This is a genomic window from Coleofasciculus sp. F4-SAH-05 (genome assembly GCF_040222985.1).
GTDB classification, from domain to species: domain Bacteria; phylum Cyanobacteriota; class Cyanobacteriia; order Cyanobacteriales; family Coleofasciculaceae; genus Coleofasciculus; species Coleofasciculus chthonoplastes.
The window spans coordinates 44,435-60,553 of sequence record NZ_JAVKBY010000058.1 but is presented as its reverse complement, the minus strand read 5'-3'; the positions used below and the strand labels follow the sequence as shown (position 1 = coordinate 60,553).

Below are 16,119 nucleotides of genomic sequence, written 5' to 3'. Positions count from 1 at the left end.
CTAAGATTTTTACCCAGTAGATGCGTTACTGTAACAAATAGTCTCTACTGGAACCGCTTAATCTTAAGTTTTCTAGGTTCTATAGGTCGTGCCGAACAAGTTAACAAACTGCCGCCGTACCTGATACTATTGTATAGTATTCTTGGGTACTTAACAAGCTATTTTGTTTCGCTAACCCCATCTAAATCAAAGATTCTAGATAGGGACTGCGCTCAACTTTCGTACAAGTGTTCTAAAAGCCTCCTAGTCAACCATCTATCTTTGCCGGATAACCTTTTGCTAGATCGTACATTATACCGTCAATGTAAAAAACCTACCCTTGTGAGGGGGGCGGGGGAGATAAATGTTTAGTTAAACGGGGGACTTTGAGCGACGTTTTAATCTGAATTAGATGGGCGATCGCTCTTCTCTATTTCGGAGGAAATAATCCAATGTAAAATGCCTAGAATTTTACAAATCTCGCTGATATAATACTCTTTATTATCGATGTTGAGGAGGCGATCACTCAATCTTAAAAAACGCCAAACCGTTCCCGTAGTAACTGCCCCATAAACCGAACTAATTTGATTTTCTTTTTGTTGGTTAAAGATTTGTGCCCCTAACATTTGAGCTGCACATTGCCCCAATCCTCCAATAATATCTTCTTTTTTAGCTTCCACTAAAGTAATAATCGGGGCAGTAATAAATAGTTGTTCTGGAGACAGACTAATAATAAAATCGCATTCGCCGTTTAAGTCTTGAGAAGGATCGACAGTTAAATCTTTGCCCGAGAAAAGACTAATTTTTGGCTGTGTTTTTTGCGTTAATTCTAACAAAATTGGCGCTATTATCATTTCAGATCGCGCCTTTTCTGTATTAATATCTATCGCTAAAGGCAAGTAGTTTTTTAAGAAAAAATCCAGATTTTCGCTCTTAGCAACCTCTGGAATCTCTGCAAATAAATAACTTTCCCGGTTAACCTTTAAATCGAATTTTTCAACAACATCTGCCAGCTTAAAATTACTGAATCCCATTTTAGAAACATTTAACTCTAGAGTTAATTATAGTCGAAGTTCAGCCGAACCGCGCTCAGCCGAACGGTTGACGGCTCACCACACACTGGCTTGATTGGGACAACAAGCACGATCGCACTCCTTCTAGTTTGAGTGCGTAATAGTTTTTCCCACGTCTAGTTTTGGCTTGATTCCGGACAGTCATGCGATCGCACTCCTTCTAGTTTGAGTGCGTAATAGTTTTCCCCACGTCTAGTTTTGGCTTGAATCCGGACAGTCATGCGATCGCACTCCTTCTAGTTTCAGTGCGTAATAGTTTTCCCCACGTCTAGTTTTGGCTGAATTCCGGACAGTCATGCGATCGCACTTTTTATGGTTTGAGTGCGTAATAGTTTTCCCCACGTCTAGTTTTGGCTGAATTCCGGACAGTCATGCGATCGCACTCCTTCTAGTTTCAGTGCGTAATAGTTTTTCCCACGTCTAGTTTTAGCTTGAATCCGGACAGTCATGCGATCGCACTCCTTCTAGTTTGAGTGCGTAATAGTTTTCCCCACGTCTAGTTTTAGCTTGAATCCGGACAGTCATGCGATCGCACTCCTTCTGGTTTTACGGCGTCAGGACTTACGCACAAACGCCACATATAGTAGGGGTACGGCAATGCCGTACCCCTACAGGTAGCGTCTATGCCGTCAAGCAAGCGTAAGTCCTAGGCGTAATAGTTTTTCCGATCAGGGTTTTGGCTTGATTCCGGACATCCTTCTGGTTTGAGTGCGTAATAGTTTTTCCCACGTCTAGTTTTGGCTGAATCCCGGACAGTCATGCGATCGCACTTTTTCTGGTTTGAGTGCGTAATAGTTTTTCCCACGTCTAGTTTTGGCTGAATCCCGGACAGTCATGCGATCGCACTCCTTCTGGTTTCAGTGCGTAATAGTTTTTCCCACGTCTAGTTTTGGCTGAATTCCGGACAGTCATGCGATCGCATTCCTTATAATTTCACGGCGTAATAGTTCTTGTGATCAGGGTTTTGGCTTGATTGGGACAGCAGGGTTTGGGCTTGATTGGGACAAGAAGTGCGATCGCACTCCTTCTAGTTTGAGTGCGTAATAGTTTTTGTGAGCGTCTAAATACTCACTCAAGTTGGCAGAGTCGTTAGTACTACATTTTGTCGTGCGGAATGTGGGATTAAGATAAGCAATACCCTGCATTACCCACATCTTTCTTAAGATTAGCGATCGCTCTCGCTCTCTCCAACCTCCATTCCTACATAGCCAATTCTCTGCGGAAGTTCAGCTTTTTTCAATTTACATTTGTGGTAATTTGTCAAGTTATCGTTGAATTGCTTGACATTGAAAACCTTGTGAAACAAGGTTTTCATGATTGTTAAGAAATATACGTATTTGTTTGCATACTATTGCTTTGATGTCAATATTGACTTTACTTAATTCTAGATCTAAGATATATTTTGTCCGGAAATCAAATGACAAAGCTAATTATTTGACTTTCCGCTCACACCCCATTAGTGTTCAGTGTTTCCTAATTGCGAGGGGTTTACTCTCCTCATTACTGGTAGTTGAAATGGCAAGATCGCCTATCCGATAACTATCGCCGACAACATCAGTGTTCAGTGTTTCCTAATTGCGAGAGGTTTACTTTACTCGTTGCTGATGGTTGGAATGGCGAGAGTAACGACAACTTAAAGCAAGAGTATTGAAGCAAGAATAGGGGAGCATTTCCTGATAAATAGATTCCTATTGTTGGACAGATAATTGCGTCCAATTACGTCCTCTGTCGAGTCAATGTAGCTCAGGCAATATTTGCTGCCATGGGCAGGATTTATCCTGTCTTTATTCCCCATTCCCTACCCATAAAGGGGGTGGTTAACCCAGATTTTGGATGAGATAGCACCGCCTAAAAATTGAGTTCAAGAAAGGAGAAAATCAAATGAAAGCAGCCTTCTGGAACATAAACATGGGAAAAACGTCTCCGCCGAACCGGATCAACACATTCCAAAAATGGTGTGCCGATATGAAGCCGGATTTGCTGTTGTTGGAGGAAGTCAGCGAGACATTGCGAGACGACATGGAGACTCTCACAGGTATGCAGAAACTCAACTACGTCAATACCTTGGATAAGAATGGTAATACGACAACGAAACAGTTATGGGCATTGGAGAAGGCGAGACAACCGTTACCGTTTGAAGCAAGGGCATTGAGATTTCCAGGGCTGGAGCAAAAACGACTCCTGTTGAAGGTGACAAGGAAAACTGGGATACCCGGTAACGCATTTGAACTTTGGGTGATACATGCAAATGCATCAGCAGCCGGAGGTGCTGCCGCAACCAAGGCGGTGAATGACCATCTGAATTCTACTGCGGGAAAGGGGGCGATCGTTGGTGGTGACTTTAATTATGCGATCGCATCGGCAGGGGGAAATGCTATCCATCCACATAGTTGGCAGACTAAAGCCGGACAAGTCCAACTAAAATTCACGCAATGGAATAAAGTAGCTGGATCGACTCAGGGTCCAAATGACAATTTACATATTGAAAAGTCTGGTACTGTAATTTATCAACAAGTTCAACCGCATAACATAATCGATTATGTGATGAAGGGCGCAAACCGAAACGCAGTTGCCCAGAACAACTGTATAGGTGTCACCCCCGCCCCTGAAAATATGTGGATCGACATATTGAGGGAATTCGATCATTGCCCTGTTGTTTACGACATAACCTAAGAATGCCTGTTTTAGCAGTAGACACATCAAATAGTCCTATTTCCCCTTACATAAGACATAAGACATAAGACCAATGACAATCTCCACGTTTAACTTTAACTGTATCTACCTACTTATTCACTTGTTATTCAGATGAGCATTATCTACGGTATTCCCGATTGGCAGGGTGTCATCAGAACTGAAAAGTTCACCATTTTACCAGCTTCTGACGACCCCAACCAACATTTTGCCCTACCCGTAAATGTGAAGATGGGGAACGACAAAAAAGATAAACCGGATTTCTTTCTCAGCTTTATCTGTCCCCCCGGTTCTGCAGATCCAGAAACTAGCATTTACACCATGATTAACATGGGTCTGGAAACAGATCAACATATAGAAGAGGCTTTTGAGTATTTGCGCCAGGAGAAACCACAAGCTACCTTAGTGGCGGCTAACTTTGCTGCCGAAGCCTTCTGGAATTTGGAAATCCCCCAAATGGAACCAATCGTGCAACAATTTGCTTGGGAAAACGTGAATACAGCACGGATTTATCAGCGAATTCCAGAAGCAGCCGGATTGCTGATTTATAACGGATTAAAAGAAACTTCCCTCATCGCCAGAGCTGCGGTTCAATGCCAACTCATCGCTCTGGTGCCGCGTTTACCTCTAAAAGTTAAGTTTAATACCCGCGAGTTACTCCAGGCAGTTTGGGACTTACACCCGAGCCAGTCTAGTATCCCTCGCAATGATATTTATAATTATTTTCTCAGAGATCCCAATGACTTGCCCCTGACAATAGAGGAGGGAGACTATGACGTAACTAAACGGGACTTATTTTCTCAAACCATGGTGGGACATTTGCGGATGAAATTAGGCAGTTTTGCTGCTTCTCCCAGTATTGCTGAAGGACCCCATATCGGATTGCAAGACCCCTCAGATCCGTCTTTACCAACGGAGACGCTTTGGAATCTAGATATACCACTGGTTGTCGCCACCCCACTGATGTTTGACTTCGATCCCTTTGATCAAGTATTAGAAATTATTAGTGAAGAAGGAATTGACTATTTCACCTATTTCTCAAATACCCCTGAGCTTCCCAACGAGCTGACCACAGAAAACGTCTACGTTGATTCTAATTTGCCGCCTAATTTACAAAATGTTTATGCGGTTGATGTCAACTTGCGAGTCGAGCCAGAATATTCTTACAATGGCAATGCCCAGACGAAATTACATAAATTATTTCCCTACCCTGAGCCCGATGCTGACCCGCCAATCGTTAGTCTTAGGTTTAAACACCCCAATCAAAAAATCTATAACTCCCAGGTTCTGATTATTACAATGCAATATATGCACCAGGGTGAGAAGATTGATCGCACCGGGGATTATCTCTATATTGGTGCCGACCAAATTCCGGTTTTTGTCACAGTCAGCGCCACCTCACAACTATTAAATCAAGCTGAGATTGATGCTACGATCGCTGATCCCAATCAGAGCATAAGCGATCGCGGCACTCTGAATGCCGACAATCCCGCAGCCACGTTTGTCTATTTTGCCGAACTTAGTCAGGAAGCCAGCTTGGAAATTATTGCCAGATCCGTCGAGGATAATACGAAAACTTTACATCTAGACCTACCGCCCCTATCCACTCAACTAGACCTATTTAGTTTCCCCGAATTTGGCACCAAAAGTATCGAAGTCACGGTCAACTTTCAAAGCGGAACAGACCTAGCCATTGTTGAGTTTTTACCCGAAGGAACCGATGAACCCAGAACCGAAATGTTTACCCCAACTGACAACCAGAAAACAGTATCCTACTCACCTGGGAGCTTATTTGACTATCGCTATCGATACCGCTTGATGCCAACTGATAGCTCCCCAATACCAGACTGGTCAGATTATCTTTTGCCCAGCGAACCCCTAACCTTGGAGGTCTAATATCATTTGACAAATGACAAATGACAAATGACAAATGACAAATGACAAATGTTGAGGGAGCTACGGAGTTAGCGCTATTACCTCACACACCCTCTGTCGAATCTCGACAGCTAAAACAGATGCTTCGAGCAACTCAAACAATCCATTTATTTTATAGGAGTGCCAATGCTTTCACTTTACGTGCGTAAACGAGTGGAAATAGAAGGATCAGACGGGAAAACCCGCTCCTTTACCGTTTTTGCCGACACCGTAGAATCGGACAAATTCTACATCATACCCGAAAGTCCGAACTTCGCATTAGATCTAGACACGAGTCAACCCAAGTTCAACTTCATTTGGTACTACAGCAGCAATTATGAGAATGGTGGGATTTGTACCTTTACTGTCGCCCTACCCATACCCACAGAAGCCAGCGAAATCAACCAAGTTGCGGCGCAGCTTCAGGAAGACAATCTGGTAATTGGGCGATCGCATGATCTCTATAAAATGGTTGTGGCGATGAACGAAAACGAAACAACAACCAGCAAAGCGCTGCGAGAAGCTCTCGGACTCACCGAGGCGGAAGCGAAGGCTTACCAGGATAAATTCCAGCCCGATCAAGATTGGCAGCAATTCCTGCCGCCATCAACAATCAATTTACTGCCATTACCGATTAAGGGTGGAAAAGTAAGCATACGCGGCTTTGATAACCCAAATGCTTATGACGATTGGCAGAACGGAGATCAATCAGCCGCTGATTTTACCGGAGTCTACGAAACAACCCCTTCACTATTGGGAGATAACCGAGCTGTAGTCAGCTTCAACCTCAACGAATTCGGGGCTAACCTGTTCTGGCATGCTTTGGGTGGTCCGGATTTTTCGGGAGATCCACCTCCTGGGTACGAACCGATCAACAGCATCATCGCGGTTACCTACGAAGTAGATTTTGAAGCTATGCTCCCTCCAGCCAAAGTTATAGTCACTCTGGAGTCTGAAACCGTCGCCAAACTGATTACAGAGGAGCATACAGATAGCGATACCTGGGGTAACGAAAGCGAGCGCACTGAAGTGATCGCTCGGGAATACGAGAAAAAGGGTTTAAGCAGTATTGAAGTCAAAATTCCCAGTGTTTCCTATCTCGGCGATAATGACGATACATCGGCACATGAAGCGAACTATTTGGAATTACTGACACAGTGGGGTTCCGAGCAATTGGCAGAAATGGTGAATAACCAACTACCTGACTTCAACTGGGATGATCTCAAAGATGGTTTAAAAGAGGAAGTCGTTCTCTATGACGAAACTCGTGTCTTCCAGATTAGCATACCTGTTGCCTTTAGTGTATACCCCCAAGATCAGTTACCAACAATTGGTTCCATAATCGGGGATGAACCCCTAGAACAATATTTTCAGGCGATTAACTTGGACAACCGCCCTTACTACGACGTAACTGTTACCATTAACCCGCCAGCCAACATTGAGGATCTCAGTATTGGTACCCTAGCCGTATCACCAACCTTTGCTGGGAAACCCCTGTATCAAGATGGTCAACAAGTTAACACTCTGGTCTTCGATTCTAACAATAAAGATCAAGTGGAATTAACTGGTACTTTCGACGTCAATAGCAGCGCCGAGAAACAGTTTGAATACTCCTGCCAAGTGAACTACACGAACGCCACGCCAGCCTACCAGTTCAGCGGTACCCAGACCGAGAATTACAACCTTTCTCTGGTGAGTGGAGCTACCTTGGGAGTCGTGTATGCTGAGCTAGTTGGTGGACAGATTCTTTGGGATATTTTCAATCGCGGAGAACTCAAAGTTAAATACGCCAGCGTTGAGCAGCAATATTTTCTGAATCAAGATGACTACGATGTTGATGTTTTGCTAACTTTGGGCGAACAGGTGACCCCGACGATTGAATATCAACTCAAGTTAGACTTTGCCACTGGTGGCAATAGCCTCACCTATCCACTAGATAGCACCCTCTGGGCGAGTATGGATATTTCTCAGGGGACTGGCACAATTCAGGTCCCCTACGAGAATACTAAACAATACATCTTTCTTTGTCCTGCTATTGGTTCAGGCAAGGCAACCATGTGTATTGTTCAAGCTACCTATACTCTGATGTTTCCCGGTGGCGTCGTGCGCGAAATTAGCACCAACATTACACTGAATGCAGCTAATAATGGTCTTTCTTTTTGGACAGTTCCCACCTCTTCCTTGGAAAACTTTTCTCCGAAGGGTACTGTAAGTTATACTGCCACGATTGTGACCAGTAGTGGGACAGAGATCAGAACAGGTGACGATGACAACGGCACCAACCTTTTATTGCAGATCGATCTTTAGGCAGTAGTACCGTTACAATCGGCTCGCATAGGGGATTCTATCTAGGAATCCCCTGCCCTAAACCCCATCAAATTTACTATCAAAAAAAGGGATTTGATTTATGCTTCAAGAAGATGGATCGCTATTTTTCCCCGACTATAATGTTGTCGTTTATCCCGATGACGATGCCCAACTGAACAAGTATTACTATACCAACACCCAACCTCGCCTGCGTAGTCAAGATGGCAATTATCGTTTTACGTTGATCGGTTTTGAGCCTCCAACTCAGGAGTCGGCTGGAGCGCTATCCTTGGTGGTAGATTTATCGGTTGAATCTGAAGTGTTAGAGGCGATTGCCAAAGAGATATCCCCCGACAATCCCCCACAATTGGCACCCATCCCCTGGATGTCTGGTACGGCAATTTTATCCCTAGTATCTTCCAGTAATAGATACGTAGCTCAGCCATCACTGATTGGGGACAATGCGGTAGTCTTCAATATGCTCCTGTCTTTAGATGATTTTATTCTGCTGCAATCGGTTTTGTGTAGTGGTAAGGATGGGAGTCAGGGAAAACAGGACGATTTTTGTCAAAACAGTCAACTCTTAGAAGATCCTCCTGTTCCGATCTCAATTATTTATAACCTTACCTATGCCTCCATGCGCCAAAGCTTAAAATGCAGCGCCACGATGACCTGGGATCGATTTTACACCTGGCATCAAAAAACCTGTGAAGTTAAAATTATCTTTATCAATTTTAATATTACGGAAATCGTTGAAGAACTCAAAGAAGAGCAGGCGGTTGAAATTGAATGTGCGAGCGATGGTGCGGAACATGAAACGGCTCTGGAATTAGTAAAATTGATTGCTGACTCGTTTTTTACACCGTTGCCCATCTATGAAGAGCCAGCTCCCGGCGGTAATAATGGCTGGGGACTGGGTTTTTCTTGCGTCGAGAGAGATTATACCGAGATTGCTCATAGCTTTTTGAATTTTGATATGAATACTGAGGTGGCAGTTTCCCGTCGCATGTATCTTCAGGGACAAATTGAAGACTTGGGCGATGCCTACGACCAAAATAAGATTGAGTTTATTAGGATGAATTTAGAGTCACCCTTTGAACAAGATCTAACGATTTATTGCAACGCCGATTTTGCGGCAGACCAAATTTACGAAATTTACCTGGGAATTTATGACAAGAATGGTGATCTGGTCAGATATATCAATCCGAATCCTCATCGTTTCACGGACAACGAAACCTGGTCAGTGACTCTGATTTACGACCCCTATAAAGAAGATGGTTATAGCTACCAGTACACGGTTGATTTTCACCCTGATACCTATAGAGACCCATTGAAAATCCCCAATAAAGTTAGGATAGAGCGTGGGGAAAAATATTTAGCGATTACGCCTCGGGACTACTATACTGTCCAACCTGTACCGGTAAGAACAGGTAGTAATTTACCTTGGGAGTTAATGCAGGCTATTATTGTTAACCTAAAGCTAGCCGACCAAATTTTTGATACCATTCAATTGGAAGGCGAGGAACGAGAAAAAACTTGGTTTATGTATAGGCCACAACCCAATGATTTTGACTTTTACTATAAAGTCACCTACAATACAGGTAGCAAGTTAATCAAAACGAATTGGATTAAAAGTGCTACGATTATTCATCTTGATCCATTTACCGAACGAACAGTATTTTTCTTGGCTGGTCAAGTTAATTGGACAAGATATAATCAAGTTATGGTGTTTGTAGAATGTATCAATGAACAGGAGGCAATTAATGGAAAAACATTTTTTCTGTTGACGGAAGAAAGTGAGCCGATCGCGGAATTCACCTATTACTATATCCAGAGTGAACAAAAGGAAATCAAATATAGCGCGATTTATTTTGAATCGGGTGGTTCCCAAACGCTCCCAGAACAAAGAACTCAGGATACCTACGTGACTTTACCCGCCTCTCCAGAGGTTACATCTCTATAGCTTTATCGATTTTTTCAGGTTACTAATTAGGAGGTCATCATGCTAGTCCAATACAGAGGTAAGATTGTTGTCAATGGCATCGAAGTTTATCCCGACTTTGAAAATACCCATCAATTCTGGTACATTCCCTCAGAAATAAAACTAGCCGAACGCAATAACAGCAAGATTTTTTCTCATATCTGGTATATAGCCAGTACAAGTGATGAATACGGCGACGGATTCCTCAACTATGAGGTAAACATGGCAGTAGAAAACAGTACCTTAGACAAGATTAAACAAGAAATCAACCGCCAATGGGGAATCGCGATTAATGATATTCAATTAGCTCCAGTTACTTATAGTAATGGTCAGGTTTCATTGGTGGCGCTGCAACCGTTAGATGATGGCGATACCTCTCAAACAGTTTGGGATGCGGGCTCGCCTTCTCTAGTGGGAAATAATGCGGCAGTTTGTTCAGTTGAATTTCCCAAAGAAGGGCAATTGGCTGCGGCAATGTTCGCGGCGATCCAAGAAAAGCGAAATTCGGTGATGGCGGCTTATATCCTCAGTTATAAGGCAATGACCCCAGCTATTCAATTTCGGGTGAATGGTGAGTTTAAGGCGTTTTTAAACGATTTTAAATTGTCGGCTAACCTGCCCATACCTATCAAAAAAGTTATCCTTGACTTTGGATTGCAAATTCAATTCCAAGCCAGTTTTCAGAAAACCAATATGGAAATTGAGCTGATTAATTACGACGGCGAGGAAGAAAGCCAAGGTTTGGAATTGGCAATGCAGATTCTCTATGAATATATGTTGCCAATCTTCTTTGAATATCAGCTTAGTCCCAGCGATAGCTGGAATCCCTTGAGTGAACAACCAGAAATTATCGATGATATTGTGGCGGCGGGTGACATGGACGACGCTGGGGTGAAAGCGCTGAGTGAAGAAGCCCCGCCGATGATGATTACTATAAACGTTAGTAACTATACCGGAATTCAAGAAAACCAATTGAAGTTCATGTACTCGGAATCACGGGCAAAATATTTTACAATCGCCCCCCAATCAGCGGTACTGGAACAGTTGGATAATCCCGACGATTATATTAGCCAAATCAATCGCAGCGACTTTCCCTTCGGTCAACCATTCAATGTATCGGTGGGTGCTCCAGGAATAGGTCACGAAGAATTTACAGATCGCAATTTAGTTTATGTGAAGGTTAATGCGACTTATCCGCCTGGGGGAGGCTCCAAAAATGATTTGGAATTCAGAGTAGATGGGGTAGACAAAGACAATCCGATGCCGTTCCAATACAACGCCAAAGGGGATACAGATGTTGGCTATTCCGTCAGCTATCTGTATGAACCGTCTAATAATTGGAAGGCGGATAAAAACCAGTACGATATATCCGATTGCCAGACTGAAGCAAACGCAATTTCGGCATTTTCCGGTGAAATTCTCGACTTTGTGACGATCCTCACCCGGGTGAATAGTAATTTTATTTGGGGCGATCAGACCAAGCGGGTTGATGTGACAATTGAGTGCGAAGGCTATTCGGGAACCATTACCCAGTCATTCTTTCCAGATGATGTCCAAGAGCAATCGGCAAATATCCGCGTGGAAAAACAGCGATCGACAAAACGGCGGTTAAAATCGTCTATCTCTCGCTATAGTTACAAGTTGTTAGACGGAATGGGCAACGTTATTTACGAGACCGATGTCCGAGCAGTAAATAACTTTATTATTACGGTCTCAGACCAATACCGAGAACACGTACCGATTCCCTTCTTCAATGCGCTGCCAGAACAAGGTATTATTGTCGCGTTTGTCTCAGTTCATTATCAAGGTGAAAACGGTGAAAAATGGGATTCTGAACAGATTCGGTTGACGCCAGACAATCGTTTTGAAACAAAAGAAATTCTGTTGGCGACGTTGACCGAATATCCCGATAAAGAACAACTGTTATTTAGTTACAAAGTTAAGGTGATCAAACAGGACACCTCTGAAGATAACTATGAAGAAACAGACGTAAATCCGACCCAAGCGCCATTTGTGATTACAGGCACACCTCCAACGGCTAGCTGATACTGAATCATGAGAGTTATTAGTAAAGATACAATTTACCGGGAAGCGCTGGAGAGAGCCGTTTCCATCTTGACGGAGAACTATCCCGATCGCGCCCAACGCCTTCAACACACTCTTGATGTGGTCACTCAGGATATTATTAACCATCCCCATCCGGCAAAAGCTTGGTCTTATAGCAGCCTGAATAAAGATGGAGCGCCTGTAGAATTTACCTTTTCCTCCCTAGATGATGACCTGCGCTATGCCGTGGAAGTCGGCGGACCAGATATTTTTAGCGAGGATCGCTTAACCAGAGCCAGTCAATTGCTATCTATCCTGGCTCCAGAGGCACCCTTTGGCGAAATCGTCAGCCAATTTAAGCAGGTACAGGCAGAGGGGATACTCAGTTGGGGCGCCTGGTTAGGGATTCGCCATCAGCGCGATCGCGATCGCTATAAAATCTATGCCCAAGTGCCCAAGAAGGCAGACAACGGTACTGGGGGCGCAGCAGAACTGATTGCCCGATATCTGGGTCAACTACCCAGCTTACTAGGCAATCGCCGCCTGGAATTAATTTCCGTCGGACAAGCGATCGGCTCAACCCGCTGCGAATTTTACTTCCTGCTATCGGGATTGGGGCTTCAGGAAGCCGAAATCGCCCATTTACTGGAGCAGTTTGGCTTGCAGCACCATCAACCTGCTCTGTTGGAACTGCTCAGAAGCCCCCGCAAGACTCTATTCGGTACGCCAGATTCAGCCCCCTTACCCGAAGTCAAATATGCTTTAAGCTGCTCCGTACTACCGGGAAACCAGCAGCCAATTGTTTCCATCTTTACCAAAGCCAACCAATATCTGGGTGGGGATGGCTTCATTCGCTATGCCGTGATGGTAACCGCCTATCGTCGCGGTTGGCCTTTTGAAACCTACTCAATTTTCACCCAACCCATCGGGCGACAAATCCGGCGCTGCGCCCATCACAACGTTCTCGGCTTCATCGTTGTCCCTGACGCCGAACCGGGTTTGCATATTTCCTTGAGTTCCCCATTTCCCCAGTAAGCCAATGTCTATCAATCGCACGATTGAACGAGCCATTCGTTTTTTACTGCTATTTCAGCATGACGACGGCTGGTGGGCTGACTTTCAACTGGCACCAGGACCGAGTAATATCTGGGTTACCGCCTATATTGGCTGGGTTCTGGCAGGTCAAGATCATCCCCAAGCCAGAGATGCGGCGGCTTTGGCTTGGCATTGGCTCTCGGCACAACAGTCCCCCGGCTGGGGATATAATCCCTTGACCCCCCAAGATGCCGACAGTACCCTCTGGGCGTTACAGTTAGCCGCAGCAGTTGGCGCCAGGGGACGCGGGGATGGGGGGACGCGGGGATGGGGGGACAGTTCTGAAGCTGGGGGAGAGAAAGTTATCCCTTTGAATCCAACTTGGTATCAAACCCGAGTCGAACAGGGCTATCGGTTTCTCCAGCAGCACCGACAACCTGGGGGCGGAGTGGCAACTTATGCTCAGGATCAGGAAATTCGCGCCTTCATCGGAGCCTCTCCATCGGTATCCTTTCAGGGTTGGTGCCAACCCCATGTTTGCGTTACCGCCGCCGCCGCTGGGATAGATGAACTAACTGCAGATGCCTGCGAATTCTTGCGAGCCAATCAATCGGCTGACGGGTGCTGGCACAGTTACTGGTGGTGCGAAGACGAGTATGCCACCAGCCTAGCCGTTCTGGGTCTCCAGAAACAAGATCACCCAGAAGATAGGGAACGCATCGATCGCGCCGTGCAGTGGGGGCTGACGCGGATTACAGCTCAGGGTTGGGTGCCCTCAACGTTGTATCGTTACGGTTCTCCCTTTGCCACCGCTTGGGTGATCTCCCTGCTTTCCACCCGTAAGCAACTGCAAGTGGTGAGGGATGCCATGGAAAGGGCGTGGCAATGGCTAAAAGGGCAACAAAAGCCCAATGGCTCCTGGTTAGGTTCCGCCTGCCTACGAGTACCACCACCGGATTGGCGCAACCCTGAGACGTACAATCGCTGGAAACTAGGCAGAAAAATTGAAGGCGGTATTTCACTAGACCAGAATAGTTTATTTACCACAGCAACCGCGATCGCTGCCCTCAGTCATTGGAAAACTCAGATAGGTTAAGTAGTCGGACTGGCATAAAACGACGAATGACAAATGACAAAGGACAAAGGACAAATGACAAATGACAAATGGCTCAGAAGATTACCCATAATCTTAATGGTAATAGCCCTGAATTGCTGGGCGATATTGCCAGTCTCCGCAGCGGAAAACACCGGTCTGCTTCCCTTAAGACCCAGCCAGCAAATAGAAGGAATGGCTCGTTACGAGGTTTTGGAATCGCATAATATCGGCTATATTGCCTGTCCCAAAGGCTTCACAACCGAGTTCGTAAGAATAGATTATGATAACGGCTCAAACCGTGACTATCTAGAAAAGGTAGCCACGGCAGCCGATTGCCATTTTGATATTCCTGGCGAGGCTGATTTTAGTAGAAGCCTGAGACGATGCAATCGATGTATTAGAAACCTGACTAGTGGTACCGATTTTATCGGATGGCCAAATAGAGGAACACGTTCGATTTTAGACTACCCAGATTTTTATCCTCCCCTGTTCAGTCACCGAAGTATCAATAGATATAATTATATAGACCCAAGTACGAGTCATCCCATTTCCGATAGCCGGTTTAGAGTATCCGTAGCCGAACCCATATCGCTCTATCAGCCGCCCACAGCTGTACCCGTAGACGTTGACCATGTGATGGCGAAATCAAAAAATGTCGGTTATGTTGCCTGTCCTTTGGGTTTTACGACGAGATATCGGGATAGTTACGCAGACAAAGAAAAGTTAGCAGACTGTGATGACAACGGCCGGTGCAATCGATGCGTCAAAACCTTTTATGGTACAGATATTTATGAACTGACTGACAAAGATAAATGGCCTCACAATAACTACTGCACAGACGACGAATTTCCGCCCCTGACCAAACCATCTGATGTGCAATTGAGTGGGGGTTGCGCCAGAAAGGAAAAGCGCTACTCCTGGTCTGAAGAAGACTGGATCTGGATTGTTGATCCGATGCCCTTAGATTTCTGGTCTAGCGATATTATCCCCGGATACAATCAAATTAATATCTATTGGCAGGGAACTCGATACAGCTATTACCAGCTAAAAAATCAACCCAATCTAGTTTTCTACCTGCCCGATCGTTTTGAATTAATTAAGCCAGAAGATGATACCGTTCCCGACCGTTCAAAACTCAAGTTCACTACCCCAGATGGCTCCCTCGATAATTTGAAAGCTACGTTTAGTTTCTTTGCCCAAGCTGTTGTCGATGGCGATCGGATTGATGATGCCAAAGCCCAAATCGCCAATCAGATTGGTGAAGAACCAGAAATGCTAATTTTCCAAGCCGATAAGAATTTTCGCAGCCAACTGACCTTGCGCTTGCCCAATCTAGAAGGAACCGCTAGCCAACCACAAGTTCGGGAAACGGCTCAAATTGATATTGAATCAGGCTTTAAGGATGAATTAGATTTAGCCTTTCCTGCCTTCCAAGCCCTATGGAATGCCATCTTTAGTGATGGTTCTGATACGGTCTTATTTACGGGAGACGTAGAAACGAAAATCAATGACGGATTCTATAAGGATCAGATTGATTTTATCGGGCGATTTGCTCCCGAAGACATGGAGGAGTATTACTATTCAATTATTGATTCGGGGACGGATACAACCTACAGCAAAGCCTTAAACGCAACCACATTTGCCGAGGTATTTGACGCGCCTCCTAGTGGCACCGATGGACAAATTGAAACCCTGAATCTGGATTTTGGCGAAAATTCGGCAAATTTATCGCCATCTAATTTGGAAGACGAAATAACCTTGCAACGGCCGATATCCGATTTGATTCTCGGTAACGAAGACCCCGATGTTTATCGTTATACCCTGAAAGTAATGCGTGAGAATGCTTGTAATTCTTGTGCTAAGACTGCCAATGCTGATTGGATCTATATCAACCAGAACGATACCGAAAACTGTCAGGACAAATGTCCTTAATCTCCTCAAGGGATTAGGACTTACGCACAGGCTCTATATGTAGGGTGGGGAGAGCGTAGCGTAAC

Annotated in this window: 12 protein-coding genes; 9 read left to right on the top strand and 3 right to left on the bottom strand. The window is 44.8% G+C overall.

Translation table 11 applies throughout. The features are described from left to right. Positions 1–377 precede the first annotated feature (377 nt). The gene (locus RIG27_RS06885; protein WP_446343651.1) at positions 378–1,013 is read right to left on the bottom strand and encodes a hypothetical protein; all 636 of its coding nucleotides are present in this window, start codon (positions 1,011–1,013) and stop codon (positions 378–380) included. Between the two features lie 1,204 nt (positions 1,014–2,217). Further along, positions 2,218–2,367 carry a hypothetical protein gene (locus RIG27_RS06880; RefSeq protein WP_446343649.1) on the bottom strand — a complete coding sequence of 50 codons (150 nt, stop codon included), beginning with the start codon at positions 2,365–2,367 and terminating at the stop codon, positions 2,218–2,220. A 566-nt stretch (positions 2,368–2,933) separates the two neighbouring features. Here RIG27_RS06880 and RIG27_RS06875 point away from each other — a divergent pair. The 8 genes from RIG27_RS06875 (at position 2,934) to RIG27_RS06840 (ending at position 14,122) form a co-directional block, all read left to right on the top strand. Continuing rightward, on the top strand, positions 2,934–3,725 hold the full coding sequence (locus RIG27_RS06875) for an endonuclease/exonuclease/phosphatase family protein (RefSeq protein ID WP_446343647.1): 792 nt from the start codon (positions 2,934–2,936) through the stop codon (positions 3,723–3,725). Positions 3,726–3,857: 132 nt separating this feature from the next. Further along, positions 3,858–5,639: a hypothetical protein gene (locus RIG27_RS06870; RefSeq protein WP_446343645.1), complete on the top strand. Its 1,782-nt coding sequence runs from the start codon at positions 3,858–3,860 to the stop codon at positions 5,637–5,639. 41 nt (positions 5,640–5,680) lie between these two features. Then, positions 5,681–5,827 carry a hypothetical protein gene (locus RIG27_RS06865; protein ID WP_446343643.1) on the top strand — a complete coding sequence of 49 codons (147 nt, stop codon included), beginning with the start codon at positions 5,681–5,683 and terminating at the stop codon, positions 5,825–5,827. Next, on the top strand, positions 5,805–7,964 hold the full coding sequence (locus RIG27_RS06860; RefSeq protein ID WP_446343641.1) for a hypothetical protein: 2,160 nt from the start codon (positions 5,805–5,807) through the stop codon (positions 7,962–7,964). The genes RIG27_RS06865 and RIG27_RS06860 overlap by 23 nt, the downstream gene beginning before the upstream one ends. Positions 7,965–8,064: 100 nt before the next feature. Continuing rightward, entirely contained in the window at positions 8,065–9,927 is a 1,863-nt protein-coding gene (locus RIG27_RS06855) for a hypothetical protein (protein ID WP_446343639.1), read from the top strand. Between the two features lie 39 nt (positions 9,928–9,966). Next, entirely contained in the window at positions 9,967–11,991 is a 2,025-nt protein-coding gene (locus RIG27_RS06850; protein ID WP_446343637.1) for a hypothetical protein, read from the top strand. 9 nt (positions 11,992–12,000) lie between these two features. Then, positions 12,001–13,026 carry a hypothetical protein gene (locus tag RIG27_RS06845; protein WP_446343635.1) on the top strand — a complete coding sequence of 342 codons (1,026 nt, stop codon included), beginning with the start codon at positions 12,001–12,003 and terminating at the stop codon, positions 13,024–13,026. A gap of 4 nt (positions 13,027–13,030) precedes the next feature. Beyond that, positions 13,031–14,122 carry a hypothetical protein gene (locus RIG27_RS06840; RefSeq protein WP_446343633.1) on the top strand — a complete coding sequence of 364 codons (1,092 nt, stop codon included), beginning with the start codon at positions 13,031–13,033 and terminating at the stop codon, positions 14,120–14,122. On the opposite strand, the gene RIG27_RS06835 is transcribed toward RIG27_RS06840, so the two are convergent. Continuing rightward, positions 14,119–14,274 (bottom strand): hypothetical protein, encoded by a 156-nt coding sequence (locus RIG27_RS06835; protein WP_446343631.1) that lies wholly within the window; start codon positions 14,272–14,274, stop codon positions 14,119–14,121. The genes RIG27_RS06840 and RIG27_RS06835 overlap by 4 nt on opposite strands. A gap of 484 nt (positions 14,275–14,758) precedes the next feature. On the opposite strand from RIG27_RS06835, the gene RIG27_RS06830 reads away from it, so the two are divergent. Further along, positions 14,759–16,054 (top strand): hypothetical protein, encoded by a 1,296-nt coding sequence (locus RIG27_RS06830; protein WP_446343629.1) that lies wholly within the window; start codon positions 14,759–14,761, stop codon positions 16,052–16,054. The last annotated feature ends 65 nt before the right edge of the window (positions 16,055–16,119 follow it).

Excerpts from the sequence above, each read along its gene's own strand:
- RIG27_RS06865 (WP_446343643.1), top strand. The coding sequence starts at position 5,681 with ATGACAAATGTTGAGGGAGCTACGGAGTTAGCGCTATTACCTCACACA.
- RIG27_RS06840 (WP_446343633.1), top strand. The coding sequence starts at position 13,031 with ATGTCTATCAATCGCACGATTGAACGAGCCATTCGTTTTTTACTGCTA.
- RIG27_RS06830 (WP_446343629.1), top strand. The coding sequence starts at position 14,759 with ATGGCGAAATCAAAAAATGTCGGTTATGTTGCCTGTCCTTTGGGTTTT.
- RIG27_RS06850 (WP_446343637.1), top strand. The coding sequence starts at position 9,967 with ATGCTAGTCCAATACAGAGGTAAGATTGTTGTCAATGGCATCGAAGTT.
- RIG27_RS06860 (WP_446343641.1), top strand. The coding sequence starts at position 5,805 with ATGCTTTCACTTTACGTGCGTAAACGAGTGGAAATAGAAGGATCAGAC.
- RIG27_RS06855 (WP_446343639.1), top strand. The coding sequence starts at position 8,065 with ATGCTTCAAGAAGATGGATCGCTATTTTTCCCCGACTATAATGTTGTC.
- RIG27_RS06885 (WP_446343651.1), bottom strand. The coding sequence starts at position 1,013 with ATGGGATTCAGTAATTTTAAGCTGGCAGATGTTGTTGAAAAATTCGAT.
- RIG27_RS06870 (WP_446343645.1), top strand. The coding sequence starts at position 3,858 with ATGAGCATTATCTACGGTATTCCCGATTGGCAGGGTGTCATCAGAACT.
- RIG27_RS06880 (WP_446343649.1), bottom strand. The coding sequence starts at position 2,367 with ATGAAAACCTTGTTTCACAAGGTTTTCAATGTCAAGCAATTCAACGAT.
- RIG27_RS06845 (WP_446343635.1), top strand. The coding sequence starts at position 12,001 with ATGAGAGTTATTAGTAAAGATACAATTTACCGGGAAGCGCTGGAGAGA.
- RIG27_RS06875 (WP_446343647.1), top strand. The coding sequence starts at position 2,934 with ATGAAAGCAGCCTTCTGGAACATAAACATGGGAAAAACGTCTCCGCCG.